This window comes from Grimontia hollisae CIP 101886 (assembly GCF_000176515.1).
Classification (GTDB): domain Bacteria; phylum Pseudomonadota; class Gammaproteobacteria; order Enterobacterales; family Vibrionaceae; genus Enterovibrio; species Enterovibrio hollisae.
Genome location: NZ_ADAQ01000013.1, coordinates 1,114,477 through 1,139,231, shown reverse-complemented (window position 1 = coordinate 1,139,231; position 24,755 = coordinate 1,114,477). Strand labels below are relative to the sequence as shown.

The window sequence follows — 24,755 nt, the reverse complement described above, 5'->3', positions numbered from 1 at the left end:
GGAGTTAGAGGATGTCGCACGCCTTTTGAATGGCGGTGATGCAGTGATCAATATCATCCTCGGTATTATACAGGGCAATAGAGACGCGGACACAGCCGTTAATGTTCAGGGCATCCATCAGCGGGTGAGCGCAATGATGACCGGAGCGTACTGCAATGCCTTGTTGATCGAGAAGCGTCGCAATGTCTGAATGATGGACACCTGCAACAGTAAAGGCCACGACACCGGCGCCTGGTTGCAGCCCGATGATGGTGAGATCTTCGATGTTTTCGATACCTTTAACCAAGCGTTGTTGCAGTGATGCGATATGGGCTTCTGCACCGTCTCTGTCTATATTTTCAACCCATTGAATGGCTTCAGACAGGGCGATAGCGCCGGCAATATTAGGTGTGCCTGCCTCGAATTTAGCGGGGGAATCCGCATATTGTGTGCCGGAGAAACTCACCTTTTCCACCATTTTACCGCCACCATGCCATGGCGGCATTGATTCAAGCAGTGACGGCTTGCCATACAGCACGCCAATCCCTGCTGGTGCAAACAATTTATGGCCTGAGAAAACATAGAAATCTGCATCCATGGTTGATACATCCACTTTCTCGTGTACCACGGCTTGCGCGCCATCAACAACAACAACAGCCCCGGTTTGATGCGCTCTTTCAATGACTGCCTCTATGGGGTTGCGCGTACCCGTCACATTACTGATGTGAGCAATGCACACCAGACGGGTTTTGGGGTTCAATCTTTTTTCAAGCTCAGATAACTCAAGTTGGCAGGTGGTGACGTTGACCGGCCACTTTACCACTTTGGCGCCGGTTTGCTCTGCGACCAGTTGCCAGGGGACGATGTTGGCGTGATGTTCCATTTCACTCACAATGATCTCATCACCGGGCTGGAGTATCTGTCGGGCATAGCTTTGGGCGATCAGGTTCAATGCTTCTGTTGCTCCCCGGGTCCAGATGATCCCTTTCTCTGGCGCATTCAGAAAGCGGGCAACCTGACAGCGAGCCAGTTCAAAGCGGTTGGTCGCTGCAGCGGTTAATGCGTGGGAACCGCGATGAACATTGGCGTTAGCACTGGAATAATACTGACTGATACTGTCGATAACGACCTGAGGCTTTTGGGCAGTGGCCGCATTGTCCAGGTACACCAGAGGCTGGTTATGGATACGCTGCTGCAGCGCCGGAAAGTCACGGCGGATAAGCGCTGCATCAAAAGGGTGGGTCGTCATGGTCTTGTTTCGCCTGAATGTGTCACTAACAGGAGGGAAATGATCGCCTTTTCGTGATATTAACTCAAGGGAAAGTCATCGATATAAAATGTGTTACACGGAGAAACTGCGGGTAAAAAAAAAGCACCGAGAAAACCTCAGTGCTACGACAAATTTTTTGATTGATAGGTTTCAAAAAATACAGCAAGTATGAAAGGTAGATGTCTCTACCAGATTCGGTAAAAACCGAAATATGCAAACACAACATCGCAGCCACAAAATCAGTCGAACATAGGGAACGAAAATCCCGTGGTGCGCGCAAACTATAGGTTTTCTCTGGAGCCAGAACAATCGACATTTTATAATGCTGCTCATTAGAAAATCTTATCTATAAGGAAAGGACAATGGCCCGTCGCCTTCCACCACTAAACTCACTCCGGGTGTTTGAGACTGCAGCCCGACACCTGAGCTTTACCCGTGCTGCCGAAGAGCTTTTTGTTACACAAGCGGCAGTCAGCCACCAGATCAAAGCACTGGAGGAGTTTCTTGGGCTCAAATTGTTCAGAAGGCGTAATCGCTCTCTGCTGTTAACAGAAGAAGGGCAGAGCTATTTTCTTGATATAAAAGATGTTTTTACATCTTTGGCGGATGCCACAGACCGTGTGTTGGAGCGAGGAGCCAAGGGGGCATTGACCATCAGTTTGCCACCAAGTTTTGCCATCCAGTGGCTAGTACCGAGACTGGCTGACTTTAACCAACAACACCCTGAAATCGATGTACGCATTAAAGCCGTAGACATGGAAGACGGTTCTTTAACTGATGATGTGGACGTGGCGATTTACTATGGCCGGGGAAACTGGCCGGGATTGCGTTGTGACGAGTTGTATCCGGAGTTTCTGCTGCCTGTATGCAGCCCAGAAATACTGAACGGCCCTAACCCCCTCCATAATCTGGAAGATCTGAAACATCATACGTTGCTGCACGATCGCTCAAGGAAGGACTGGAAGGCCTATGCCAAGCATTATCAGATTAGTGACATTAATCTAAACTATGGACCGATTTTTAGTCACTCTGCCATGGTGTTACAAGCAGCAGCCCTAGGGCAGGGGGTCGCACTGAGCAATAATGTACTGGCGCAACCAGAACTGGAATCTGGCCGCCTTGTCTGTCCGTTTGAGCATTTCCTGATGAGTAAAAATGCCTTTTACCTGGTGAGCCAACAAAAAGATGCAGACTCTGGTCGTATTGCGGCATTCAGGGATTGGGTTCTGGCAAAGGCCGCGGCAGAACAGGAGAGTATCTCTGCATGAGTACAGTCATCATTGATGGACCGGAATTGGCTGAACATACGTTTATTTTTGCCCACGGTGCCGGCGCAGGCATGGCACATGATTTCATGGCCGACGTTGCGGCGAGGGTTGCCAGCAAGGGTGTTCGTGTGGTGCGTTTTAATTTTCCCTACATGATCAAGCGCGCAGAAGATGGTAAGAAACGCCCACCTGACCGCGCCCCGGTATTGCTGGATACTTACCGTGACATTATCGCCGAATATGGCACGGAAAAAACCGTCATTGGCGGGAAGTCGATGGGCGGGCGAATGGCGAGCCACCTTGGTGATATCAAGGGGCTGAAAGGCATTGTCTGTCTTGGATTTCCGTTCCACCCACCGGGTAAACCTGAAAAAGACAAAGGAGAGCACCTTGCTACATTATCCGTGCCCACCCTTATTTTACAGGGAGAGCGCGATACGTTTGGTAACCGTGCTGAATTGGAAACTTACCCACTGCCAGAGAGCGTGCAGTTAACGTTTATTCCTGACGGAGACCACAGCTTTAAACCGAGAAAAGTATCTGGTCACACTGAAAGCGGAAACCGCCAGTTGGCGGCAGATTTGATCGCGAATTTTATCCAGAGAGTATGCCAATGAATGGACGACAATATGCTGCACTTGGCTGTGTGCTGGCGGGTGTAGCAGTGGCGTTGGGCGCGTTTGCCGCGCATGCACTGAAAGCGCAGTTGCCTGCTTACGAGCTTTCGATTGTAGAGAAAGGCGTCCAGTATCAATTCTGGCATGCCTTGGCCTTGATTGCCCTTGGTCTTTGGCATCAATACCAGCCGCTACGTTTACTGTCGGTTGCCTGCGGGTTTATTGCTGTCGGTATTCTTTGTTTCAGTGGCAGTTTGTACGGGCTTGCGCTGACGGATTGGACATGGCTTTGGCCCGTCACGCCATTGGGTGGGAGCTGCTTCTTGGTTGGCTGGAGCATGGCCACTGTTGCGCTCTGGCGCAAGGCTTGAGTTCACTGGCGGCCTTGATCATAATGTTGCGTCATTTTTATTGCTAACAGCAGGCCGAGATGAACCAGATTTTATTGTATTGCCGCCAGGGCTTTGAAAAAGAGTGTGCCGGTGAGATTCAGGACAAGGCAGCCGATGTTGAGGTGTATGGTTTTCCACGCGTGGAAAAAAACACTGGCTATGTACTGTTTGAATGTTACCAGCAAGGTGATGCAGAAAAACTGCTCAAGACACTGCCACTGAGCTCGTTGATTTTTGCGCGTCAGATGGTTGCGGTGGTTGGCAGCCTGACAGATCTGGATCCGGGCGATCGTATTTCGCCTATTCTGGCGCTTGGCGGCGAACTGCCAAAGTGCGGTGACCTGCGGGTTGAAACTCCGGATACGGCACAGGCGAAAGAACTGCTGAAATTCTGTCGCAAGTTTACTGTGCCGTTGCGTCAGGCATTGCGAAAGCGTGGCGTGCTGCTGGCAAAAGAAAATCCGAAAAAGCCGGTGTTGCATGTTTGCTTTACCGCGCCGGGGTGCTGTTTGGTTGGTTACTCGCTGACTAACAACAACTCACCACATTACATGGGAATCCACCGTTTGAAGTTCCCGCCCGAAGCGCCGAGCCGTTCAACCCTGAAGCTGGAAGAGGCGTTTCATGCTTTTATTCCACGTGAAGAGTGGGATGAACGTCTGGCGCCGGGCATGTGGGCGGTCGATCTGGGCGCCTGTCCCGGTGGCTGGACCTATCAGTTGGTGAAACGGTCGATGTTTGTTCACGCAGTGGATAACGGTGCGATGGCAGAAAGCTTGATGGATACCGGACAGGTGAAACACCATGCCGTCGATGGTTTCAAATTCGAACCACCGCGAAAAAATGTATACTGGCTGGTGTGTGACATGATTGAAAAGCCTTATCGCGTGGCGCAGTTGATGGGGGAATGGCTGATCGCCGGATGGGCAAAAGAAACCATTTTTAATCTGAAACTGCCAATGAGCCGCCGTTATGAGCAGGTGAAGGATGACTTACAGAACCTGAAGATATTCCTGATTGAAAACGGCGTGAAATTTGAGATGCAGGCCAAGCACCTTTATCACGACCGTGAGGAAGTCACTGTGCATATCCGGGTGCTGAGATGAAGGGGGCAGCCACTGGGCTGCCTTTTTTATGCGCCCTGCGCGGAGTAGCGGATATCCTGCAGGTTAAAGCCTAATGTGATGTCGGTTTTCAGTGTCGCGACCTGCTTACAGCGAAGCGCCAGTTCCTGAGTGCCTTCCAGCTTTTTCTGCCATTTGGGTTCGATGTCTTCAGCAGCATAGAGCTGTTCCAACGTGCCATAACGTTGCAATAGGGTTGAGGCCGTTTTGGGGCCAATGCCCGGTACACCGGAAACACCACTCGAGCTAATCCCGGTCAGGCCCCAGTAATCGGTCAACTGCTCTGGTTGTACGGCGAATTCTTTTTCAATAAACGGGCTGTCGAGCCAGCGTTGCTGGAAGTAATCACGAATCCGGACAGTGGGTTGCAGTAACTGACAATAGCCTTTGTCGGTTGACACTATTGTCACCTGACCGTCATGGTTTGCTACTTTGATAGCCAGTGTGGCAATCATATCGTCGGCTTCGTCACCGGATGAGAGCAGCGAATCCACGCCCTCTTCCCAGAATGCATCCTGAATGCTATCCAGCCCCTGTTGAAGTACCTCAGGCATCGGTTTGCGGCCTTGTTTGTATTCGGGTACCAGTTTCGCGCGCCAACCCCGGTCCTGCCCGGTATGGTCAAACACAGCGACAATGTGGGTCGGCTCAGAAGAGCGGATTATCTTGTGTAATGCCCGGGTGCAGACTTGTGCCGTCGATGCAATGTCCTCCGGATTGGGTTGTGCTGCGTGTACCCTGCGAATGAGGTTCATGGCATCAATGATAACAAGATGGATTGACATGGATTACCCAAAGAAAAATGGCCCGATAGGGCCATTCTAATTTGTTGAGCGGTAAATGAAAGCAGAATGACGGGCCATTGAAGACGATGGGTATTATCGTCCGTCAGAACCACGAATAATCTCATAACATGGAATGTACTCAGAACCTGGCAGTTTCATCCGTTGCTGTTCAACAAAGCCGCGAAGCAATTTGTCCATCTTTTTCATCAGCAGTGCGTCGCCGTTGATTTTGAACGGGCCGTGTCGCTCGATGATGCGGATCCCTTCTTCTTTCACGTTTCCGGCAACGATACCGGAGAAGGCCTGGCGCAGGGCTGATGCGAGAAGTTCAGGGCGCTGATTCATGTGGAGATCGAGGTTTGCCATGTTTTCATGGGTTGGTTCGAACGGCAACTGGAACTCGGGGGCGATTTTCAGTGACCAATTAAATGAGTAGGCATCCCCGGTGGATTGGCGGTGCTCTTTTACTGCAGGCATTCCTTGTTTGATAATGCGCGCGGCTTTGACGGGATCATCAATCACAATCTGGTAGTACTTAGTGGCTTCTTTACCGAGTACGTCGCGAATAAATTCATCGATAACCCGGAAATAATCTGCACTCTCTTTCGGCCCGGTCAGCACCACTGGCATCGGCTGGTCTGCATTTTCTGGATGCATCAGGATACCGAGCAGGTATAAGAGCTCTTCGGCGGTACCTGCCCCGCCAGGAAAGATAACGATGCCGTGCCCGATACGCACAAAGGCCTCCAGACGTTTTTCAATATCTGGCATGATCACCAGTTCATTTACGATAGGGTTAGGGGGTTCGGCGGCAATAATGGATGGCTCAGTTAGCCCCAGAAAACGGCTTCCCGTTACACGTTGTTTGGCGTGACCAATCGCTGCGCCTTTCATTGGTCCTTCCATCGCACCTGGACCACAACCCGTGCAGATATTCAGCTCACGCAGTCCTAACTCGTGGCCAACTTCACGGGTATATTGATATTCAACCGGGTTGATGGAGTGCCCGCCCCAGCAAACAACCAGGTTTGGATCTTTACCTGGTACCAGTGCGTTGGCGTTGCGCAGAATATCGAAAATCAGGTTAGTGATGTGGCTGGAATTGGTGAGGTTAAATATTTTGGCATGTTCAAGTTGAACGTTGACATGAACAATGTCACGAAGCACAGAGAACATGTGCTGCTGAATGCCACGGATGATTTTACCGTCGACAAACGCATGCTCTGGGGGATTAATCAGTTCAAGTTTGACGCCACGCTCACGGCGCATTACGCGGATGTCGAAAGATTTATATTGTTCTAGCAACTCTTTAGAGCTGTCAGTGTGGCTGCCGGAGTTCAGCACTGCTAACGAACAGTTACGGTACAGGCGGTAAAGGTTGCTTTTGGCCGTGTCTTTAAGCCTGTCTACCTCAAGTTGGGATAGAAGATCCATGGCCCCAACTGGGCTGATATGTGTGATCATAATCACCTCCTGTGTAGGGAAAGCACACTGTATTAGGGGGAGGGTGTGGATGACACCATTTCATTATTATCAAAATTTCTTTTCAATGGTTTAAAAATCAGTGTGTTAGTTAACCATACACAGAGATGTAGGGTTTAGCCAGTGCAGGGGATAAAAAAGTAGGCCGTAATTCAATTAACTGATTGAAAATTAATGGGTTATGCCAATATTAGTTTGTTGCGTCCATTATCCTTGGCGTTATAAAGGGCATTGTCTGCGCGTTCAAGAACGTCAACGGTGTTGTCATTGTCCTTGAACATGCTGGCACCGATGGAGACAGTGATCGTCAGGCGGTTATCTTTAAATTTGAATGGCAACTTCGCAATGGTTTCACGGACATTGTTTAACAGGACATTGCGGGTTTCCCCATCCGTATTGGGCAACAGTACCACAAATTCTTCGCCACCAAAGCGGGCGATAAAGTCGGTGTCACGCAGGCATTGATGAATCGTGCGGGCGACCACTTTGAGTACTTTGTCGCCCACCAGATGGCCATATTGATCGTTGACGCCCTTGAAGTGGTCAATATCAATCATGGCAAGGCAAAGCGGTGTCTGGTAGCGCATCCAGCAACGGTACTCGTGTTCGAGACGATCATCCAGCGCAGCCCGGTTGTAGACCTTGGTGAGAGGATCCAGCAGAAGTTTTCTCTCTTGATCGCCAAGGCGTTTGCGATAATCCATGGTTTGCTGATACAGGGCTTCCAGTTTCTGTTCATTGTACTGGAGCTTTTCAAGCAATTGTTGCTCACGCTCTTCCAGTGCACGGTTGCGGGTAACAAGAGAAGCAAGATTGACTGATACTTCGGAGATACTAGGCCGTAGATCCTCAAGGGTTTCCGCTTCCTTAAGGTGGTATTGGATTGATTCCACTGACGCGGCCAGTTCTTCATTCAGGGCGTTGCGCTGACTGGTAATGGCCAGTGAGCAGTCAATTGAACGGCCGTTATGACGCTGCACTATAGAGAGATCTTCATTGACCTGCGACAGGAACACCCGGGAGGCCTTCCGTTCGTTACGTGTACCATCAAGGATAAGCTGGACGGACTCCAGCGTCAGCTCCAGCAAGGTTTGTGCGTTAGGGGAAAGCAGCAGTTTGCTGCGGATATCCAAAAGTCGATCGCCTACCTCGCCATCAAAGTCGAGTTCGGTGATCAGGTGTTGAAGTTCGGTGCAAAGTTGGTTGATGCGATCGATGTTGAGCAGATCGCGGGCATTCATGCCGTTGGCGGGCAGGGAGAGTAACTTGAGTGCACGTTCATAAAGTTGCAGCAGTGACACCACTTTTTCTGTGCTGCCTTTTTGTTGCGCAGCAGGACTCGCCAGTAGTGTGCGTAAGTCGCGTTTCAGCTGTGCAGGCAGTCCAGGCAGGCACTTCAGCGTTTCCCCGCTTTGCTGGAATTGGCACTCCAGTGCATCTGTGGCTCGTTCTGTTACCTGATTGTATCTACTGACCATTCGCTCCACCAATGCAAGTTGTGGGATCAATCTACTGACATCTTCCTGTGAGTCAAGTTCACGGCAGATTTGTGAGAGGCGCTCATTAAGGCGGTCGTCGTCATTTACCCGGGATGCCACAATTAAACGTGAGATCAATCGTTTCAGGATCATCGCTTCGCGCCGCGATTTAAGGGCTAAATCTCGGGAAACCAGCTTGTAATGCTGCAACTTTTCTTTTAACAGGATGATATCTTCATCTGACGAGAAGTTGGACATAAAAAGGACTACATCTCCAAACCCCAATTCGGCACCAGAAGTGGCGGAAAATGGGGCTGCAATTCATGAATTGACACGTGCAACGACTAGCTATAACGGTTTAATGCTAGGACTATCAATAAATTGGCATCAGTTTTTGTCAGATTCGTGAACTATCTGTCAGTTAATACCACTGACTGCCGAAGTTTTAACCGTGAACAGTCCGGTCTGGATGCCATCCAGACATGCCTGACGGGCGTTCGAGTATGAAGTTAGCGTTGCTTGAATTCTTCGGCATGCTCCATGGTCTGTTTCAAGTTCGGAGCGGTGTGCGCTTGGGCGCGAATGAGATTAAACATGCACCGCTCTGAGTGTGCGCAGAGGGCGTGAACTGTGGGGATCTTTTGGGTTTCAGCCAGACGATGTCGAATTGAGGTGGGCGTCCACATAAGCGCGGATAAGCAAAGAGCAAGAAAGCAGTGCTGCAGGTAAGAGTCGCATGGCAGAAAATATCGTCCCCTGAGAAGAAAAACAGGCCCTGTTTCCAGAGCCTGTACGACAGATTATTGGCGCGCTAGACGGTTGTTTTCACTTGGCGTTTTACCCATGTTCGTACGGTATGGGTTGATGTCCAGCCCGCCGCGGCGGGTGTAACGCGCATACACCGTCAAAAGTTCCGGCTGACAGTATTTCATCAGGTCGGTGAAGATGCGTTCAACGCACTGTTCATGGAATTCATTGTGACGGCGGAAGGAAACAATATAGCGCAACAGTTTTTCACGGTTAATGCGCTTGCCTTTGTAGGCAATGCGAACCGAACCCCAGTCAGGCTGGCTGGTGATCAGGCAGTTGGATTTGAGCAGGTTACTGTTCAGGGTTTCAGTGACAACCGGGCCATCAGCAGCACCTTCAAGCAGGGCAGGGTTTAAATCGTAATTGTCGATTTCGATGTCCTGCTCATCAATATTTTCTCCCCCGAAGGCAACGACCGGGGTATTGGTGAACTCTTCCAGAGGCGACAGGGTGACATCAACATCCGCACCGGCACAGGCTGACAAATCCTTGGCAAGGGTATCAACCACTTCCTGCCAGCTTTCAAACTTGGTCTGGTTGAAGCTGTTCAGGTACAGCTTGAATGACTTGGATTCAATCAGGTTGGGCGTGGTAGCAGGGAGGCGGACTTCACCAATTGCAACTTGTGGCAGGCCTTTGCTGTTCAGCCATGACAGTTCGTAGAGCGTCCAGATGTCGTACCCGGTAAACGGCAGCGAATCACCCAGATTCAGGTCATCGCGGTTAAGGCTTCGTGGTACGGGTTGCAGCAGCCCTGGCGCATAATGTTCTTGATAGTCCGTTTTCTGACCCAGTGTCAGGCCAGCAAGTTCTTTTGCATCTTGATATTTGCTCATACGGTTTTGCCACGGATCGATTAGAATGCGCAAAGTTTACTGAATCTTGAGGAATCTTGCTAATGAATCACTCTGTCATCCATGCGCTTTGGTCTTTCAGTGCGCGCTTTGTTGATGCCTGGGACCAGAAACATGGTTCGAAACCACAAAGCGAGGGGTATCTTGGCCTAGCATCGCCTTGTGTGGTTCAGGAAACCGACGATGTGGTGATTTGGCAGCCGGTAAAACGTGAGACGCTGGCGGATTTCTCAAACGTAGAAGAGGGCATTGGTATTCGCCTGCATGACGATATCAAGGCGTTTTATGCAGGTCAGTACTGTGGTGATATGACGGCACGCTTTGATGGTCTGGCGCTGGAAATTGTCCAGGTCTGGAGTGATGAAGACCTGCCACGCTTGCAAGAGAACATGCTGGGCCACCTGCTGATGCAAAAGCGCCTTAAGCAGAACCCGACCGTGTTTATCGCTTCTACCCAGGATGAACTGGATGTGGTGTCAATATGCAATGTTTCCGGTGAAGTGATCAAAGAGCGCATTGGCACCCAGCAACGTGACGTGCTGGCGCCGGATGTTGAAAGCTTCCTTGGCCAGCTGGTGCCGGAGGTCTGACAGCCCATGTATGTGGTTGAACTTACCTTTGAATGTTATGACGACACCACCATCTCAGCCGTTGACCGTGCCGTAAATGGCCTGATGGATGCACTGCGTTACAACGGTCAGGTGCTGGGCCGAGAGTTTCCGATGGTGATGGGCGATGGACAATTTCACGTCCGTGCCGTGTGCCCGGAAAAAGACAGCCTGAACCCGAAATACAACAGCCCGCAGGTAAAACAGAAAACCCTGCAACTGACCGATGCCTGCCTGCTATCACCCAAAGTCAAAGTGCTGGGGCGGGATATCAATTCGGAAGAGAGTGCGCCGGATGTTGCGCGCAGCTGGCAGGTCATGTACACCACTTATGTGCATACTTGCTCACCGCTACGCTGCGGCGAAACCTTGCTTCCCATTCCGCTGTACCGTATTCCAGCGACCTTCAATGGCGATCATAAAGCGGAAGTGAAGTGGCAGACAGAGTGGCAGGCGTGCGATGAAATCCAGATGGCCGGTGCATTTAAAGCCGAGCATGCCGCACTGGCAGAAATTCAGGATGTAGACAGCCTGTTGTTCCGTAAAGGGTGGGATATCCGCGGGCGGATTGAATACCTGACCAAGGTGCCAACTTACTATTACCAATACCGTGTAGGCGGCACGGATGCTGACTCTGAACTGGCGAGGAAGTGTCCGAAATGCGGCGGTGACTGGTTGCTCGAATCACCGCTGCATGATGTGTTTCATTTCAAGTGTGACAGCTGCAGGCTGGTCTCCAACCTGTCGTGGGACTTTCAATAACTATGGATGGCGTTGCTCAAGGGCTTCAATGCGTTTGGTCAGCGCTTCCACCTGTGCTTCAAGCGCCTGTATGCGGGCGTTGGCATCGTCTTGTTTTTTCACCAACTCCACTTTAGGCACAGTACCATTTTTCTTCCAGCGCTGAAGTGCACTGATAATCAGTGGCATGGGAACCGGACTTGTAAGCCGGCTTTTGATTAATGCCACGCTGGGCTCTTTTCCGTCGTTGACCAAAGATTGAATGGCTTGTTCGAGCTGTGGGGTAAAATCAATGCTCATCGTGTTTTCCCTAAAATCACGTGTCCGCCATGGCAGCGAAGAAGACAGAGCATCATGAATACCCTAACTTTTTCCCTTGCGCAACAGGGTATCCAGGGTATCTATTTGTTCTACCCAATCCGCATCCTGACATTTTGCTTCTTCAAGGAACTGTTTTTGGCTGGCTGTCCAGAAAGCGGCGGTTGTCAGGTTTTCTCCTGCTTCCAACGAATGGTTGGCAATGAAAATGTCGATCGAACTAGCATCGGATGCCAACCCGAGTTGCCGAAACAGGTTTTCAAGATTGTGGTTAAACATTTCCATAAGTGCCCCCTCCTTTTGGGGTAATAATCCCGTAGGTTCTGTCAGTATAGAAGCCATGATTTGGGGTGGTTGGTATAATGGATGAGGTACGGTAAGCGGGCTGAAGGGTGCTGTTTCATGCAGGAGGACGGAAAAAGCGCTCACGAAACAGGACGCTAATTGTCTGGCACGTATAAACGCCCTGACATTTCGCGGTCTTCTCTTTTGGTGTGTCATTTACGATTCGCTGTCTCTTGATATGGATTCTATCTACTTAAAGAGAGTATTCTAGATGAAAATTCTGTTTCTTTTTTAACCATATTTTTGTCGCAGCATTTTCGTTTCAAGACCATGACTCGCTCCCTTGTGAGATATCTCTTACAATGGCGTGGGATTCTTCAGCTTGAGAGGCAGATTTCCCGAAAAGATGATTTTTCAATCACACTAAAAACAATAAGTTACAAAATTCGTCATTAAGCCTGTATAAAATTGTGACTTTAATCACCTGTTGGTTGGTTGTTTTGGAAATTGGTTAGCGTAATCTTTGTGTTGTCGGAAGGATACTGGCATACGGAACAGGAACTAACACCACGGACTTTGGCAGCTCAGGAAGAGTAGGTAATGCAAGGATTGTGTTACTGACAAGGCAAGGAAAGCGGATTAGGGATACGGAAGGAGCCGTACAGTAGGCAGGATGTTTACTGGTCAGGAAGACACTTAGGACAACCCAGGATGGGGGCTTAAGGAATCCACTTCAGGACGAAGTTAAGGACACCCTCAGGACGAGGATGAGAATCGAGACCGGGATAGCTCGATGGGTCAAGGTAGGACCGAAGGACACCTCCAGGAAGGAGAGATTAAGGATAACGCTGAAGGAATCAGCTACTGATCAGGGAATGATGCAGGGAGCAAATTTCGTAGCCGGATAGCTGCAAGTAAGACCTTAAGGGCGCGACGAAAGTCGCGCCCGTTCTTTTTTATTGGCCATAAAAACCTATCCAATGCCCTGTGCATTATTGTTCCACTATGGGATATGCTGGCATGTAAATCTCTTTGACCCGCATTCCCTGCATGACGGCATAGCCTTGATAGCAATCCAGCCCATTGACGGAAAATTCAAAGTGGTAGCGGGTTTGGATATTGAGTGGACCTTTCGGCCAACCCAAGGAATGGCTGCCCCTGGCAATCGATATCAACTGTAGTTGCGTTTGACGGCAGCGTTGCTGGATATAGTGTTTAGCCAGTTCACTCTGGCGCCGTTGTTGCCAGAACAGGCTGGCAACCAGTGCAATAACGAGTATCCAGAGCAGATCGCCAATCATAGATCACGCTTTCACAGATTGTTGTAATTGCTTCACTGCATCCAGCAGCGCCGGCGAGGCTGAGCCATGGAGCAATGCCAACACCTGTGGCCGAAGTTTGGGGATCATAACCAGATCGGCCACCATTTGCTGGAAGAAAGCCTGGTTGTTTTGTTCGGCAACGGCGATCAGGAAAGTATCCAGTAAGGTGTCTTTTGTCAGTGCTTGCCAGCAGCGTCCGGCAATCGCGATCAACATTTCACGGTGACGCAGCGCATCCAGTGACAGCAGGTGTTCAACCACGCGCTGGACGATTTCCGGTTTTGCTCCAGCCAGAGCACGGACATGAGCCGTTAACAGGAACAGGTCAGTTTCTTCGGCTGACAACATGGCGTGGATCTCTTCTTCAATCCGTATTGCCAGGGAATCCGCGATCGCGCAGTGTTCTAAACATCCCAACACCGCATATTTTGGGGGGGGCGGCATATGAGAGAGCGCTTTTCGCAGACGGGTGAGGTTGTTGTGCTTATCCATACGGGCACAGAGATCGGCAATGCCCTGAAGCCCAACGCCTTGCCATGCATCCCATCCCAGCTCACCGGACATGTAGTGTTGGGCATGATCATAATACTGGCTGGCAGGCTGGCGGAGTTTATCTGTCAGGAATGCGTGGAACATCGCCTTCTTATCATCCTGCGGGGTGAAGGTATACGGGTTGGCGGCCAGCTTTTCCTGCTCTTCTTCGGTGGGGGTTTTATCCAGCGTCGCGCCCATCGCTTGTGCTACGTATTGGATAAAGTCACCCAAAGCGGCTTGGTTTAACAGTCCCCGCTCATCCAGTGGCATTTTTAAAAACCAAATCCAGGGCGCCTGATCAGGCTGCCAGAAGGCGATTCCCATCTGTGCGTGTCGCTGCGTAGGATACGGATAAGGAATGCGGTTTTCTTCAATCGCCACAAAGTCGTTGGTATCAATCAGTGTGACCCGGCGGCTGAGGTCAAAAACCAGAAACTCACAATTGGCCTGGCTGAGAATTGTATTGAGAGAGAGCGTATTTTCCATGGTGACTTCTAATTCGGATTGCCTTCATTGGCGGAGAGTAATTTCCCCTAGTTTACCATCTATCCTGAGTGTGGCAGGTCAACAGACCCTATTTAGTGATATGCTTGCGACACTTTGATTTTTCAACCCACCGCGCGCAAAAGAGAGCAATTCTATGAGCAAGCACGAAAAAACCGGCGCTTTGATTCTGGCACTGAAGGAGGCCATGGAAAAGCATGGCCACTGGGAAAAGGAACCGCCGTCTGCGCAGGCGCTGGCAAGTGTTGAGCCATTTGCTGTTGATACCTTGAGTTGTGCACAATGGCTGCAATGGATTTTTATTCCCAAGATGGCGTTTTTGGTTGAGCACCAGCAGCCGCTCCCAACCTCTTTCGCGATTTCCCCTTACATTGAAGAAGCGATGAAGGGTCTTGATGGCCACAGTGACATTACACGGGCATCGCAAGATCTTGATACGCTGTTTACGCCGTAGAAATGATGCAGACTGAACTGGAAATACTCTACCGTGACGAGTGGTTGGTCGCGGTCAACAAGCCCTCTGGCATGCTGGTACACCGTTCCTGGCTGGATAAGGGGGAAACCCGTTTTGTCATGCAAACGCTGCGAGACCAGATTGGCCAGCATGTGTTTCCGCTTCATCGGCTGGATCGTCCAACATCTGGTGTGTTGTTGTTTGCGTTGTCTTCAGAAATGGCAGCTGAAATGATGCCAAAGTTTGCCGGTCGCGATATTCACAAAACCTATCATGCGGTGGTCAGGGGCTGGATTCAGGAAGAAGCGACGCTCGATTATCCACTCAAAGAAGAGCTGGATAAGGTGGCGGACAAATATGCGACGGCAGAACCTGAAGCCAAGGAAGCGGTGACAGAATATCGCCCTGTGGCGCATGCTGAGCTGCCGATCCCATTGGGGCGCTACCAGAGTTGCCGCTACACCCTGGTGGAAATGAAACCGCACACCGGGCGTAAGCATCAGCTTCGCCGCCACATGCACCATTTAAGTCACCCTATCATTGGTGATGTTAACCACGGTGACGGCAGGCATAACCGCTTGTTCCGTGAGGTGTTTAACTGCCATCAATTGCTGCTCCATGCTTCGCGCACTGCGTTCCAGCATCCGGTCACCGGTGAAAACATCGTGATTGATGCAAACGTTGATGACGTGTGGCGACGGGTCTTGGAAGGCTTGGGGTGGGGAGCTGAGCTCTGAGGAAAAACAGGTCCCAGGAACCTAGTTCCTAGGACCTTCTTTCTATAATTTTTCCAGATCGGATTCGATCTCAGCGATCTTGCTGGCGACCACTTTTTCCAGATGTCTGAGATCGCGAAGGATCTTCTGCTTCACATCATGTTCGGCCTGCTCATGGCGAACAATCTTGTCGAGCTCATCGACCACCAGTGACAGGCTGCGGTTAATCTCGGTTACTTCACGAAATCGGCCACTGCCGCTGTCAATGACCACATTCTTGCGCTGGCGCGGATATTTGAATTTCACACTCTTGGCGAAAAGTTCACCTTTGGCTTTATGGAAATAGATTTTCAGTGTGTCTGAATTGGCTTCCTGGCGCAGGGTGTAACGTTCAATGTTTTCAGGGTGTTCGATACCGATATTTCTCAGGTTCTGATACATGCATTACCCCTTTCTTCTACCAGACCACGGTATTGTTTATTTTAGCAGTATCCAGACAGCAGCCCCAACTCCGGCAACGATCAATGCCTGAGAGTTGTGGCTGAGATCGCCCCCCCGGTTAACCCGCATCATTCAACGCATCAAAGAGTGCATTTTTCAGTGAAGTCTGGGCCTCGTCGGTTAATGCCTGGCGCTCACCGTCTGTGACAATAAAGAAGTCTTCTGCCCGTTCGCCAATGGTGGTGATTTTGGCCGCCTGCAGTGAAACGCCTTCACGGGCAAAGACGGCCCCCACTTTTGCGAGCAGACCCGGAGTATCGAGGGCAATCAGTTCCAGTAATGTGCGCCTTCCAATGCGGGTGGGCAGGAAGTTCACCTGGGTTTTTACTTTGAATGCCATCAGCTTTCTAGGCGCACGTTTGACCGGAATCGTAATGGCGCCTTCTTGCATTAAAGCTTCTGCCACGCTTTCACGGATCCTGTCATGGCGATCCGGCTGAATGGCTTCATTATTGGCATCGAGCACCATAAAGGTATCAAGGGCAAAACCGTCTTTGCTGGTCATGATCTGGGCGTCATGAACGCTGAGGTTTCTCTTGTCCAGTGCCGCTACGACACGGGCAAACAGGCTGGGCTTGTCTTCGCTGTAGACAAAGATTTCCGTACCGCCGCGGGTCGCATTTTTGCTAATCAGCACCAAGGGATCTTTCCCCTCATGCGAGAGGATATTTTCACTGTGCCAGGCAATTTGCTTGTGGGTATGCCGCAGGAAATAGTCTGCTTTAAAACGTTGCCACAATAGTGTGATTTCACGCGGTGAATGACCATTCTTGCGCAGTAATGCAGAGGCTAACTGTTGGTTGTGGCGGATACGCTCGCGGATATCCGGTGGGTTTTCCAGACCCCGGCGCAGGGCTTTTTGTGTTGAATAATACAGTTCTGCCAACAGGGTTCGCTTCCAGCTGTTCCAGAGCTCCGGGTTAGTGGCATTAATGTCTGCCACTGTCAGGCAAACAAGGTAATCCAAACGTTCTTCATCACGCACTTTCTGGGCAAAATCAGTAATGACTTCCGGATCGTAGATATCGCGGCGCTGGGCGGTAACTGACATCAACAGGTGATTGCCCACCAGCCAGCTGACCAGGTTGGCTTCCGGGCGGGATAAGCCGTGATCAATACAGAAGTTGTACGCATCTACCGCGCCAATTTCAGAATGATCGCCACCTCTGCCTTTGCCGATGTCATGGAAAATGGCAGCCAGTAAAAGCAGCTCAGGCTTAGCGAGGCGGGGATAGACATCACAGCAGATTGGGTGTTTTTCACTGTTTTCTTCCTGGCTGTATCCGTTGATGTGTTTGAGCAGACGGATAGTGTGTTCATCCACGGTATAGGCGTGAAAAAGATCAAACTGCATCTGGCCAACGATTTGGCTCCACTGCGGCAAGTAGGCTGACAGAACGCCATGTTTGTGCATCAGGGGGAAGGCTTTATGCAGCGCATTAGGATGCCGGGTCAGTGTAATAAACTTCTCCTTGGCTTCCGGCAGATCGCACAGAAACCGGTTGAGCCGGCGACGGGCAGTACGCAGCTGTCTCAGTGTTGGCGCTGAGATCGATTCAATGGATTTGTCATCGGCAATGTGGAGGAACATATCCAAAATGGTGTCAGGACGCGCCTGGAACAGCGCCGGTTTACGCGCTTCAATCTGTCGGCCGTGGCGCTGGAAATCCTCACTGAGCACGTCAATTTTTTTGCTGTCCGGTTCGTCCTCAATCGCCCTGGCAAACAGACGGATCAGCATTTTATTCAGCTCAGAGACCCTGCTGAGGGTGCGGTAGAAGTCTTTCATCATCAACTCGACGCCGCGATTCCCTTCTCCCTGATACCCCAGTGTTTCGGCAACGGACGGTTGGTGGGAAAACGTAAGACGGTTGTCATAGCGACGAAGTTCGAGGTGCAGGGCAAAACGGATACGCCAAAGCATGGTCTGGCATTCATCCAGTTCACGGAACTCGGCATCGGTGAGAAACCCGTATTTGCTCATCTCACGCAAGCTGGTGGCACCAAAGTGGCGGCGTGCAATCCAGCTCAGGGTGTGAATGTCACGAAGCCCACCGGGGCTGGATTTAATGTCCGGCTCGAGGTTGTAGGCAGTGTCGTGATACCGGGCATGGCGCTCTTTTTGTTCTTTTACTTTTGCTTTGAAGAAGCGTTCACTGGGCCAGAATTGCTTGGCATGGATATGGTTTTTCAGTTCGTGATAAACGCGCTCGCTACCACACAACAATCGCGCTTCTTGCAAGTTGGTCGCAACGGTCAAATCGTCCTGACCCACTTCCATGCATTCAGCCAGAGTACGGACGCTATGACCGACTTCGAGTTTGAGATCCCAAAGCAGGGTAACAAATTCACTGATCCGTGCCTGGTAGGTGCTGTCGATGCCGTTTTCAGAGAGGATCAAAAGGTCGATATCAGAAAGAGGATGGAGTTCCCTGCGACCATAGCCGCCGACGGCAATCAGGGCGAGAGTAGGATGATGGTGAAACGAAAAATGCTGCCACAGGCGGTTAAGCAGGGCATCGATATAATCAGCACGTTGATAAACCAGATCAGTGACAGGTATACGGTTAAGAAAGTCAGCCTTTTGTTGTTCTCCAAACAGTGCCAGTTGCTGCTTGAGTTCGTTGAGGTTGAGTTGTTCGGTACTCAGTTTGTCAGGTGAGATCAGAATGTCGTTCATTGTCATCCTTGATGAAAAAAGCCGACGCAGAGGCCGGCTTTTTACTCATTATGCGTTGTTCAAGAAACGAGGGAGTGTTTCGTCACTGCGCAAGGTCAGTATTTCACAACCGGTGTCGGTGACCAGAATAGTGTGCTCCCATTGTGCGGATTTTTTACCATCAACGGTGTACACCGTCCAGCCGTCGTCTTCGTCCAGAACGGTGCCAAACTTCCCAGCATTGATCATCGGCTCGATAGTAAAGCACATACCCGGTTTCATCACCGTGCGGTCACTGTTTTTATAGTGAACCACTTGCGGCTCTTCATGAAATTCTGCGCCGATACCATGACCGCAATAATCCTTCACGATGGAGTAGCGTTTTGGGCGGCTTTTGATGAATTTCTGGATTTCTGTCCCGATATCACCAATGCGCGCACCGGGCTTCACTTTTTTCAGCGCCTGATAAAGGCTTTCCTGCGCTACATGGCACAGTGCTTTGTCTTCGGCAGAAACCTCACCAATCAGGAACATTTTTGAAGTATCGCCGTGGTAACCCTCTTTAATTACCGTAATATCAATATTGATGATGTCACCGTCTTTCAGTACATCACTTTTGCTTGGAATGCCATGACACACCACATGGTTGATGGAGGTGCAGATAGACTTGGGAAAGCCATGGTAATTGAGCGGCGCGGGAATCGCTTGCTGTATTTCGGTGATATATTTGTGGCAGATATCATCCAGCTCTTCCGTGGTCACGCCTGCTTTGACATGCGGTTCAATCATTTCAAGCACTGCGGCGGCAAGGCGACCGGCCTCACGCATTTTTTCGATTTCTTCAGCCGTTTTAATAGTGGCGCTCATTGCTTTCTCTCAGTTGGCTCCCTGATATTTAGGTCAATATCATTCAGGGAGGATGGGACTGCATTTAGTACATATTATCAATCGCATCGCCATGAGGGAACCTCGCCCAGCGACTCGCGCACTTTTTTATACTGGATTCACAGGCCATGTTTATGGTATAAAGCGCGCCGAAATGCGCCTTAATGGTTAATCGGGTTTCCCGGTTCTGTATAGGTGATTTCGATAAACACTTAATTTATTAACTCACACACATATCGGCACATACGCCGGGGTGCCCTTGAAGGGTCGGATGTATGGGATATGTGGAGGCCTAACCCCAAGAGGAATTAAAATGGCTACTGTTTCAATGCGCGACATGCTGAAAGCTGGTGTTCACTTTGGTCACCAGACCCGTTACTGGAACCCTAAGATGAAACCATTCATCTTCGGTGCACGTAACAAGGTTCACATCATCAACCTGGAAAAAACCGTACCAATGTTCAACGACGTACTGGCTGAGCTGACCAAAGTAGGTGAGCGCAAAGGTAAAGTACTGTTTGTTGGTACTAAGCGTGCCGCTAGCGAAGCTGTTAAAGCAGCAGCTGAAAGCTGTGATCAGTACTACGTGAACAACCGTTGGTTGGGCGGTATGCTGACTAACTGGAAAACTGTTCGCCAGTCAATCAAACGTCTGAAAGATCTGGAAACTCAGTCAACTGACGGTACTTTCGAGAAGCTGACTAAGAAAGAAGCCCTGATGCGCACCCGTGAAATGGAGAAACTTGAGAAGTCTCTGGGCGGTATCAAAAACATGGGCGGTCTGCCAGACGCACTGTTCGTTATCGACGCTGATCACGAGCACATTGCTATCAAAGAAGCAAACAACCTGGGTATTCCAGTGTACGCGGTCGTTGATACCAACTCTGACCCAGATGGCGTTGACTTCGTTATCCCAGGTAACGACGATGCGATTCGCGCAGTTCAACTGTACCTGAACGCTGCTGCTCAAGCATACAGCGAAGGCCGTAGCCAGGACATCGTCGCTCAAGCTGAAGACGAACTGGTTGAAGTCGCAGAGTAAGACACTTGCTCCTTGTGAGCGTTCTTAGCCATCAGGTTGTCACAGACAGTACTGTAAGCTAAGTAGGTTAGCAGGGGCCGCATTATGGCCCCTGATTTTTACCCAAATAGTTTCGAATCGAGGAATGAACAATGGCTGTTACCGCTGCCCTGGTAAAAGAACTGCGCGAACGCACTGGCGCAGGCATGATGGAATGTAAAAAAGCGTTGGTTGAAACTAACGGTGATATCGAACTGGCAATCGAAAATATGCGTAAGTCAGGTGCTGCGAAAGCTGCTAAGAAAGCAGGTAACGTAGCGGCTGAAGGTGCAATCATCATCAAAGAAGCTGACGGTGTTGCTGCACTGGTTGAAGTTAACTGCCAAACTGACTTCGTTGCGAAAGACAGCAACTTCACCACGTTCGCGAATGCAGTAGCGGATGAAGCTGCTGCAACTAAAGCATCTATCGAAGAACTGCAAGCGAAATTCGAAGACGACCGTGTAGCACTGGTTGCTAAAATCGGCGAAAACATCTCTATCCGTCGCGTTGCTTACGTGGAAGGTGCGTCACTGGCTTCTTACCGTCATGGCGAGCGCATCGGTGTTGTTGTTTCTGGTGAAGGCGACGCTGAAACCCTGAAACACATCGCTATGCACGTTGCGGCGTCTCGTCCTGAGTACGTAACACCAGAAGACGTACCTGCTGACGTTGTGGCTAAAGAGCGCGAAGTTCAGGTTGAGATCGCGATGAACGAAGGCAAGCCTAAAGAAATCGCAGAGAAAATGGTTGAAGGCCGCATGAAGAAATTCACCGGCGAAGTGTCTCTGACTGGCCAACCTTTCATCATGGAGCCTAAGAAATCTGTAGGTGAAATCCTGAAAGAGAAAGGTGCTTCTATTTCTGCCTTTGTACGCCTGGAAGTGGGTGAAGGTATCGAGAAAGTTGAAGGCCCAAGCTTCGCAGAAGAAGTTGCAGCTGCTGCTCAGAAAGGTTAATTTCTCTTTGAGCCCCCAAAGACCGCAGAACCCTGCGGTCTTTTCACAATCCCATCCGTAGAAGTAAGTGCCTAAAGGTAGTGACAATGACTACAAACCCAAAACCAGCTTATCAACGAATTTTGCTTAAATTGAGTGGCGAAGCGCTGCAAGGTAAAGAAGGCTTCGGCATCGATCCGGCGGTGCTTGATCGTATGGCGCAAGAAATTAAAGAACTGGTTGAACTTGGTGTACAAGTTGGCTTGGTTATCGGTGGTGGTAACCTTTTCCGTGGTGCAGGCCTTGCAGAAGCGGGTATGAACCGGGTTGTGGGCGACCACATGGGTATGTTGGCGACTGTGATGAACGGTCTGGCTATGCGTGATGCGCTGCACCGTGCCTATGTGAACGCGCGATTGATGTCAGCAATTCCTCTGAACGGTGTTTGTGACAGTTATAACTGGGCGGAAGCGATCAGTCAGCTTCGCAACGGCCGCGTTGTTATTTTCTCTGCCGGTACCGGAAATCCTTTTTTCACTACAGACTCGGCAGCGTGTCTGCGTGGTATTGAAATTGAGTCTGATGTGGTCATAAAAGCCACCAAGGTTGATGGCGTTTTCACCGATGACCCAGCGAAAAACCCGGATGCAGAGCTCTACAGCCACCTGACCTACCAGGATGTGCTGGAAAAAGAACTGAAAGTGATGGATTTGGCTGCCTTTACCCTGGCTCGCGATCACAAGATGCCAATTCGTGTTTTCAATATGAATAAGCCAGGTGCACTGCGCCGAGTTGTGATGGGTGAGCAAGAAGGCACACTAATTAATAACGGTTAATCAAAATTAGTGGCATAATCCCCATCGTTAGAAAAAAGAATCTTCAAGGATATTCTCGTGATCAATGAAATTAACGCAGATGCGAAAGAACGCATGCAGAAAAGCGTTGAAGCGCTGAAGAACACCCTGTCAAAAATCCGCACCGGTCGTGCGCATCCTGCATTGCTTGATGGCCTATCCGTCGACTATTACGGTGCATCAACGCCGCTGAAACAGTTGGCGTCAATTGTGGCTGAAGATGCGCGCACTCTGGCTATCACCGTGTTTGACAAGTCAATCACCCAAGCAGTAGAAAAAGCGATCATGACCTCTGATCTGGGCTTGAACCCAATGTCAGCGGGGACGGTGATCCGTGTTCCATTGCCACCACTGACAGAAGAACGTCGTCGCGATTTGGTTAAGATTGTTCGTGGTGAAGCAGAAGGCGGTCGTGTTGCCGTGCGTAACATCCGTCGTGATGCAAACAGCGAATTGAAAGCACTGCTGAAAGAAAAAGAGATTTCTGAAGATGAAGAACGCCGTGGTCAGGACGACATCCAAAAACTGACAGATGCTGCGGTCAAAGAAATTGACACAATTCTTGAAGCAAAAGAAAAAGAGTTGATGGAAGTTTAATTCCGGCTACACTCCGATTCCATTGCCAAAGCGCTGTGCCAGCAAAGCAGCACAGCGCTTTTTATTTGCGAAGGATTATGATGAGCTCCATATCTTCCCATCAAGAACTCGACCCCAGCCTACTCCCCAAGCACATTGCCGTTATCATGGACGGCAATGGCCGCTGGGCCAAAGCGCGTGGCAAAGCCCGTATGTTTGGGCATAAAGCCGGCGTAGACGCGGTTCGTAAAACGGTATCTGCTGCAAACCGACTTGGTGTACAGGTGCTTACACTGTTCGCTTTTAGCAGTGAAAACTGGCGTCGCCCAGAAGAAGAAGTCAGTCTGCTGATGGAGTTATTTGTCACTGTGCTGGGACGTGAAGTGAAACGCCTTCACAAAAATGGTGTCAGGCTCAAGGTAATTGGTGATACCACACGCTTTAGTCAATCATTACAGGATAAAATTGCTGCCGCCGAAGCCTTGACGGCAAACAATACCCGGTTAGTGCTGAATGTGGCGGCTAACTATGGTGGTCAATGGGACATTATGCAGGCAGTGAAAAAGTTGGCGGCTCAGGTTGAGCGTGGTGAAATTCCAGCTGAGCAACTGACTGAGGCCGACCTTCAGGTGCATTTATCATCTGCAGGTCTTCCCGATGTGGATTTAATGATCCGTACCAGTGGCGAATGCCGAATCAGTAACTTTATGTTGTGGCAAGCCGCCTACGCGGAACTGTATTTTACCGACCAGTTCTGGCCAGACTTCGACGAGACCAGTCTGACAGAAGCTATTGCATGGTATATTAACCGCGAGCGCCGTTTTGGTTGCACTGGTGAGCAAATCAAGGCCATGTTACAAGTAGAAAAATAAGAGGGTTTCGTTTGCTGAAACAACGTGTCTTAACAGCTGCAATACTGGCGCCGCTGGTGATTGCCGGTATTTTCTTTTTGCCGTTACAACTTTTCATGATTGCTGTGGCCGGCGTGACCTTGCTTGGCCTCTGGGAGTGGACCAAATTTGTGGGCACCACAACCCGTTTTCGAGCGTTTGTTTTTCCTGCTGTCTTGCTTTTGGGCTCCCTGTTTGCGCTTCCTTTGACCGGTAATGGATTGGAATTATCGGCAGCCAACGGCAGTGTAGTCGCTATTGCAGGTGCTGTATGGTGGCTGGTTGCGACCGTCATGGTGCTCAGATATCCCAAAGGAGCGTCAGGTTGGTCAGATAAAAATATCGTTCAGCAAGGCTTTGGCGTTTTAACGCTCTTGCCATTTCTGTGGAGTGTGTTGCTTCTTCGTGCTTACCAGTATGAACAATCCCCTCTGTTAGGTGCGAAGATGGTACTTCTGGTCTGTTTACTGGTTTGGTCCGCAGACACCGGGGCTTATTTTGCCGGTAAGAATTTTGGTAAACGTAAGATGGCACCGTCTGTGAGTCCAAATAAAACAGTAGAAGGGCTGATTGGCGGCGTGATCGCCGCTGTTGTTGTCACACTGGTCGCTGCATATTATTTTTCCATTCCCTTTTCTTCCCTTGCGATGTTAGGCCTAGTGGCCTTACTGACCGCCTTTGCTTCGGTCTTGGGTGATTTAGCCGAAAGCATGTTTAAGCGTGTTGCGGGTGTGAAAGACAGTGGCAGTATTTTGCCCGGACATGGCGGTATACTGGACAGGATTGATAGCCTGACAGCCGCATTTCCAGTTTTCACCGTTCTGTATTTCTGGCTTGTGTAAGAAAGTCAC

The 24,755-nt window shown here is 50.1% G+C and carries 26 protein-coding genes; 14 read left to right on the top strand and 12 right to left on the bottom strand.

What is annotated here, in order from left to right:
• Positions 1-4: 4 nt before the first annotated feature.
• Positions 5-1,228, bottom strand: a complete 1,224-nt coding sequence (csdA, locus tag VHA_RS18055; protein ID WP_005506957.1) for a cysteine desulfurase CsdA — start codon at positions 1,226-1,228, stop codon at positions 5-7.
• 383 nt (positions 1,229-1,611) lie between these two features.
• Between csdA and VHA_RS18050 the strand changes: the two genes are divergently transcribed.
• The 4 genes from VHA_RS18050 to rlmM are packed head-to-tail and all read left to right on the top strand — an operon-like array spanning position 1,612 to position 4,632.
• Complete coding sequence (locus VHA_RS18050; protein WP_005506956.1) at positions 1,612-2,517, top strand: transcriptional regulator GcvA; 906 nt, start codon at positions 1,612-1,614, stop codon at positions 2,515-2,517.
• Complete coding sequence (locus tag VHA_RS18045; protein ID WP_005506955.1) at positions 2,514-3,134, top strand: alpha/beta family hydrolase; 621 nt, start codon at positions 2,514-2,516, stop codon at positions 3,132-3,134. The genes VHA_RS18050 and VHA_RS18045 overlap by 4 nt, the downstream gene beginning before the upstream one ends.
• The gene (locus tag VHA_RS18040) at positions 3,131-3,505 is read left to right on the top strand and encodes a DUF423 domain-containing protein (RefSeq protein WP_005506953.1); all 375 of its coding nucleotides are present in this window, start codon (positions 3,131-3,133) and stop codon (positions 3,503-3,505) included. Before VHA_RS18045 ends, VHA_RS18040 begins: the two co-directional genes overlap by 4 nt.
• A gap of 59 nt (positions 3,506-3,564) precedes the next feature.
• Positions 3,565-4,632 (top strand): 23S rRNA (cytidine(2498)-2'-O)-methyltransferase RlmM, encoded by a 1,068-nt coding sequence (gene rlmM, locus VHA_RS18035; protein WP_005506950.1) that lies wholly within the window; start codon positions 3,565-3,567, stop codon positions 4,630-4,632.
• Positions 4,633-4,658: 26 nt separating this feature from the next.
• On the opposite strand, the gene xni is transcribed toward rlmM, so the two are convergent.
• The 4 genes from xni to queF all read right to left on the bottom strand — a co-directional run bounded on the left by xni (position 4,659) and on the right by queF (position 10,041).
• A complete protein-coding gene (gene xni / locus VHA_RS18030; RefSeq protein ID WP_005506942.1) occupies positions 4,659-5,435 on the bottom strand; it encodes a flap endonuclease Xni in 777 nt (258 codons plus the stop codon).
• A 93-nt stretch (positions 5,436-5,528) separates the two neighbouring features.
• Positions 5,529-6,899, bottom strand: coding sequence for a nucleotide 5'-monophosphate nucleosidase PpnN (ppnN, locus tag VHA_RS18025; RefSeq protein ID WP_005506940.1), 1,371 nt, complete (start codon positions 6,897-6,899; stop codon positions 5,529-5,531).
• Positions 6,900-7,096: 197 nt separating this feature from the next.
• A complete protein-coding gene (locus VHA_RS18020) occupies positions 7,097-8,653 on the bottom strand; it encodes a GGDEF domain-containing protein (RefSeq protein WP_005506937.1) in 1,557 nt (518 codons plus the stop codon).
• Positions 8,654-9,195: 542 nt separating this feature from the next.
• On the bottom strand, positions 9,196-10,041 hold the full coding sequence (gene queF / locus VHA_RS18015; RefSeq protein WP_005506935.1) for an NADPH-dependent 7-cyano-7-deazaguanine reductase QueF: 846 nt from the start codon (positions 10,039-10,041) through the stop codon (positions 9,196-9,198).
• Positions 10,042-10,103: 62 nt separating this feature from the next.
• Here queF and syd point away from each other — a divergent pair, with 62 nt between their 5' ends.
• The gene (gene syd, locus VHA_RS18010) at positions 10,104-10,649 is read left to right on the top strand and encodes a SecY-interacting protein (RefSeq protein ID WP_005506933.1); all 546 of its coding nucleotides are present in this window, start codon (positions 10,104-10,106) and stop codon (positions 10,647-10,649) included.
• Between the two features lie 6 nt (positions 10,650-10,655).
• Positions 10,656-11,429: a Zn-ribbon-containing protein gene (locus VHA_RS18005; protein ID WP_005506931.1), complete on the top strand. Its 774-nt coding sequence runs from the start codon at positions 10,656-10,658 to the stop codon at positions 11,427-11,429.
• Here the strand turns inward: VHA_RS18005 and VHA_RS18000 are convergent, their stop codons facing one another.
• The 4 genes from VHA_RS18000 to VHA_RS17985 form a co-directional block, all read right to left on the bottom strand.
• A complete protein-coding gene (locus VHA_RS18000; RefSeq protein WP_005506929.1) occupies positions 11,430-11,708 on the bottom strand; it encodes a hypothetical protein in 279 nt (92 codons plus the stop codon).
• Positions 11,709-11,771: 63 nt separating this feature from the next.
• Entirely contained in the window at positions 11,772-12,011 is a 240-nt protein-coding gene (locus VHA_RS17995; RefSeq protein WP_005506927.1) for a DUF2789 family protein, read from the bottom strand.
• Positions 12,012-13,003: 992 nt separating this feature from the next.
• Positions 13,004-13,312, bottom strand: a complete 309-nt coding sequence (locus VHA_RS17990) for a DUF3301 domain-containing protein (protein WP_005506926.1) — start codon at positions 13,310-13,312, stop codon at positions 13,004-13,006.
• A 3-nt stretch (positions 13,313-13,315) separates the two neighbouring features.
• On the bottom strand, positions 13,316-14,353 hold the full coding sequence (locus VHA_RS17985; RefSeq protein ID WP_005506925.1) for a DUF3549 family protein: 1,038 nt from the start codon (positions 14,351-14,353) through the stop codon (positions 13,316-13,318).
• Between the two features lie 154 nt (positions 14,354-14,507).
• Here VHA_RS17985 and VHA_RS17980 point away from each other — a divergent pair, with 154 nt between their 5' ends.
• Complete coding sequence (locus VHA_RS17980; RefSeq protein WP_005506924.1) at positions 14,508-14,825, top strand: YqcC family protein; 318 nt, start codon at positions 14,508-14,510, stop codon at positions 14,823-14,825.
• Between the two features lie 5 nt (positions 14,826-14,830).
• Entirely contained in the window at positions 14,831-15,562 is a 732-nt protein-coding gene (gene truC / locus VHA_RS17975; RefSeq protein WP_005506923.1) for a tRNA pseudouridine(65) synthase TruC, read from the top strand.
• 42 nt (positions 15,563-15,604) lie between these two features.
• On the opposite strand, the gene VHA_RS17970 is transcribed toward truC, so the two are convergent.
• The 3 genes from VHA_RS17970 to map all read right to left on the bottom strand — a co-directional run bounded on the left by VHA_RS17970 (position 15,605) and on the right by map (position 19,568).
• Positions 15,605-15,982 carry a DUF3461 family protein gene (locus VHA_RS17970; protein ID WP_005506921.1) on the bottom strand — a complete coding sequence of 126 codons (378 nt, stop codon included), beginning with the start codon at positions 15,980-15,982 and terminating at the stop codon, positions 15,605-15,607.
• A 118-nt stretch (positions 15,983-16,100) separates the two neighbouring features.
• Positions 16,101-18,722 (bottom strand): bifunctional uridylyltransferase/uridylyl-removing protein GlnD, encoded by a 2,622-nt coding sequence (glnD, locus tag VHA_RS17965; RefSeq protein WP_005506919.1) that lies wholly within the window; start codon positions 18,720-18,722, stop codon positions 16,101-16,103.
• A gap of 48 nt (positions 18,723-18,770) precedes the next feature.
• Positions 18,771-19,568 carry a type I methionyl aminopeptidase gene (map, locus tag VHA_RS17960; protein WP_005506917.1) on the bottom strand — a complete coding sequence of 266 codons (798 nt, stop codon included), beginning with the start codon at positions 19,566-19,568 and terminating at the stop codon, positions 18,771-18,773.
• 331 nt (positions 19,569-19,899) lie between these two features.
• Between map and rpsB the strand changes: the two genes are divergently transcribed.
• The 6 genes from rpsB to VHA_RS17930 all read left to right on the top strand — a co-directional run bounded on the left by rpsB (position 19,900) and on the right by VHA_RS17930 (position 24,746).
• Positions 19,900-20,628, top strand: coding sequence for a 30S ribosomal protein S2 (gene rpsB, locus VHA_RS17955; protein ID WP_005506915.1), 729 nt, complete (start codon positions 19,900-19,902; stop codon positions 20,626-20,628).
• Between the two features lie 131 nt (positions 20,629-20,759).
• Positions 20,760-21,605, top strand: coding sequence for a translation elongation factor Ts (gene tsf / locus VHA_RS17950; protein ID WP_005506912.1), 846 nt, complete (start codon positions 20,760-20,762; stop codon positions 21,603-21,605).
• 86 nt (positions 21,606-21,691) lie between these two features.
• Positions 21,692-22,420: a UMP kinase gene (gene pyrH / locus VHA_RS17945; RefSeq protein WP_005506910.1), complete on the top strand. Its 729-nt coding sequence runs from the start codon at positions 21,692-21,694 to the stop codon at positions 22,418-22,420.
• A 57-nt stretch (positions 22,421-22,477) separates the two neighbouring features.
• Entirely contained in the window at positions 22,478-23,035 is a 558-nt protein-coding gene (gene frr / locus VHA_RS17940; protein ID WP_005506908.1) for a ribosome recycling factor, read from the top strand.
• Between the two features lie 80 nt (positions 23,036-23,115).
• Positions 23,116-23,886 carry an undecaprenyl pyrophosphate synthase gene (uppS, locus tag VHA_RS17935; protein WP_005506899.1) on the top strand — a complete coding sequence of 257 codons (771 nt, stop codon included), beginning with the start codon at positions 23,116-23,118 and terminating at the stop codon, positions 23,884-23,886.
• 11 nt (positions 23,887-23,897) lie between these two features.
• Positions 23,898-24,746 (top strand): phosphatidate cytidylyltransferase, encoded by an 849-nt coding sequence (locus VHA_RS17930; protein ID WP_005506897.1) that lies wholly within the window; start codon positions 23,898-23,900, stop codon positions 24,744-24,746.
• The last annotated feature ends 9 nt before the right edge of the window (positions 24,747-24,755 follow it).

Bases quoted from the DNA above. Each gene is read 5' to 3' on its own strand.
- VHA_RS17995 (WP_005506927.1), bottom strand. From the start codon at position 12,011: ATGGAAATGTTTAACCACAATCTTGAAAACCTGTTTCGGCAACTCGGG.
- queF (WP_005506935.1), bottom strand. From the start codon at position 10,041: ATGAGCAAATATCAAGATGCAAAAGAACTTGCTGGCCTGACACTGGGT.
- glnD (WP_005506919.1), bottom strand. From the start codon at position 18,722: ATGAACGACATTCTGATCTCACCTGACAAACTGAGTACCGAACAACTC.
- VHA_RS18045 (WP_005506955.1), top strand. From the start codon at position 2,514: ATGAGTACAGTCATCATTGATGGACCGGAATTGGCTGAACATACGTTT.
- map (WP_005506917.1), bottom strand. From the start codon at position 19,568: ATGAGCGCCACTATTAAAACGGCTGAAGAAATCGAAAAAATGCGTGAG.
- VHA_RS18005 (WP_005506931.1), top strand. From the start codon at position 10,656: ATGTATGTGGTTGAACTTACCTTTGAATGTTATGACGACACCACCATC.
- VHA_RS18040 (WP_005506953.1), top strand. From the start codon at position 3,131: ATGAATGGACGACAATATGCTGCACTTGGCTGTGTGCTGGCGGGTGTA.
- rlmM (WP_005506950.1), top strand. From the start codon at position 3,565: ATGAACCAGATTTTATTGTATTGCCGCCAGGGCTTTGAAAAAGAGTGT.
- VHA_RS17990 (WP_005506926.1), bottom strand. From the start codon at position 13,312: ATGATTGGCGATCTGCTCTGGATACTCGTTATTGCACTGGTTGCCAGC.
- pyrH (WP_005506910.1), top strand. From the start codon at position 21,692: ATGACTACAAACCCAAAACCAGCTTATCAACGAATTTTGCTTAAATTG.
- VHA_RS18020 (WP_005506937.1), bottom strand. From the start codon at position 8,653: ATGTCCAACTTCTCGTCAGATGAAGATATCATCCTGTTAAAAGAAAAG.
- VHA_RS18050 (WP_005506956.1), top strand. From the start codon at position 1,612: ATGGCCCGTCGCCTTCCACCACTAAACTCACTCCGGGTGTTTGAGACT.
- VHA_RS18000 (WP_005506929.1), bottom strand. From the start codon at position 11,708: ATGAGCATTGATTTTACCCCACAGCTCGAACAAGCCATTCAATCTTTG.
- tsf (WP_005506912.1), top strand. From the start codon at position 20,760: ATGGCTGTTACCGCTGCCCTGGTAAAAGAACTGCGCGAACGCACTGGC.
- truC (WP_005506923.1), top strand. From the start codon at position 14,831: ATGCAGACTGAACTGGAAATACTCTACCGTGACGAGTGGTTGGTCGCG.
- VHA_RS17980 (WP_005506924.1), top strand. From the start codon at position 14,508: ATGAGCAAGCACGAAAAAACCGGCGCTTTGATTCTGGCACTGAAGGAG.
- VHA_RS17985 (WP_005506925.1), bottom strand. From the start codon at position 14,353: ATGGAAAATACGCTCTCTCTCAATACAATTCTCAGCCAGGCCAATTGT.
- ppnN (WP_005506940.1), bottom strand. From the start codon at position 6,899: ATGATCACACATATCAGCCCAGTTGGGGCCATGGATCTTCTATCCCAA.
- uppS (WP_005506899.1), top strand. From the start codon at position 23,116: ATGAGCTCCATATCTTCCCATCAAGAACTCGACCCCAGCCTACTCCCC.
- xni (WP_005506942.1), bottom strand. From the start codon at position 5,435: ATGTCAATCCATCTTGTTATCATTGATGCCATGAACCTCATTCGCAGG.
- syd (WP_005506933.1), top strand. From the start codon at position 10,104: ATGAATCACTCTGTCATCCATGCGCTTTGGTCTTTCAGTGCGCGCTTT.
- VHA_RS17970 (WP_005506921.1), bottom strand. From the start codon at position 15,982: ATGTATCAGAACCTGAGAAATATCGGTATCGAACACCCTGAAAACATT.
- rpsB (WP_005506915.1), top strand. From the start codon at position 19,900: ATGGCTACTGTTTCAATGCGCGACATGCTGAAAGCTGGTGTTCACTTT.
- csdA (WP_005506957.1), bottom strand. From the start codon at position 1,228: ATGACGACCCACCCTTTTGATGCAGCGCTTATCCGCCGTGACTTTCCG.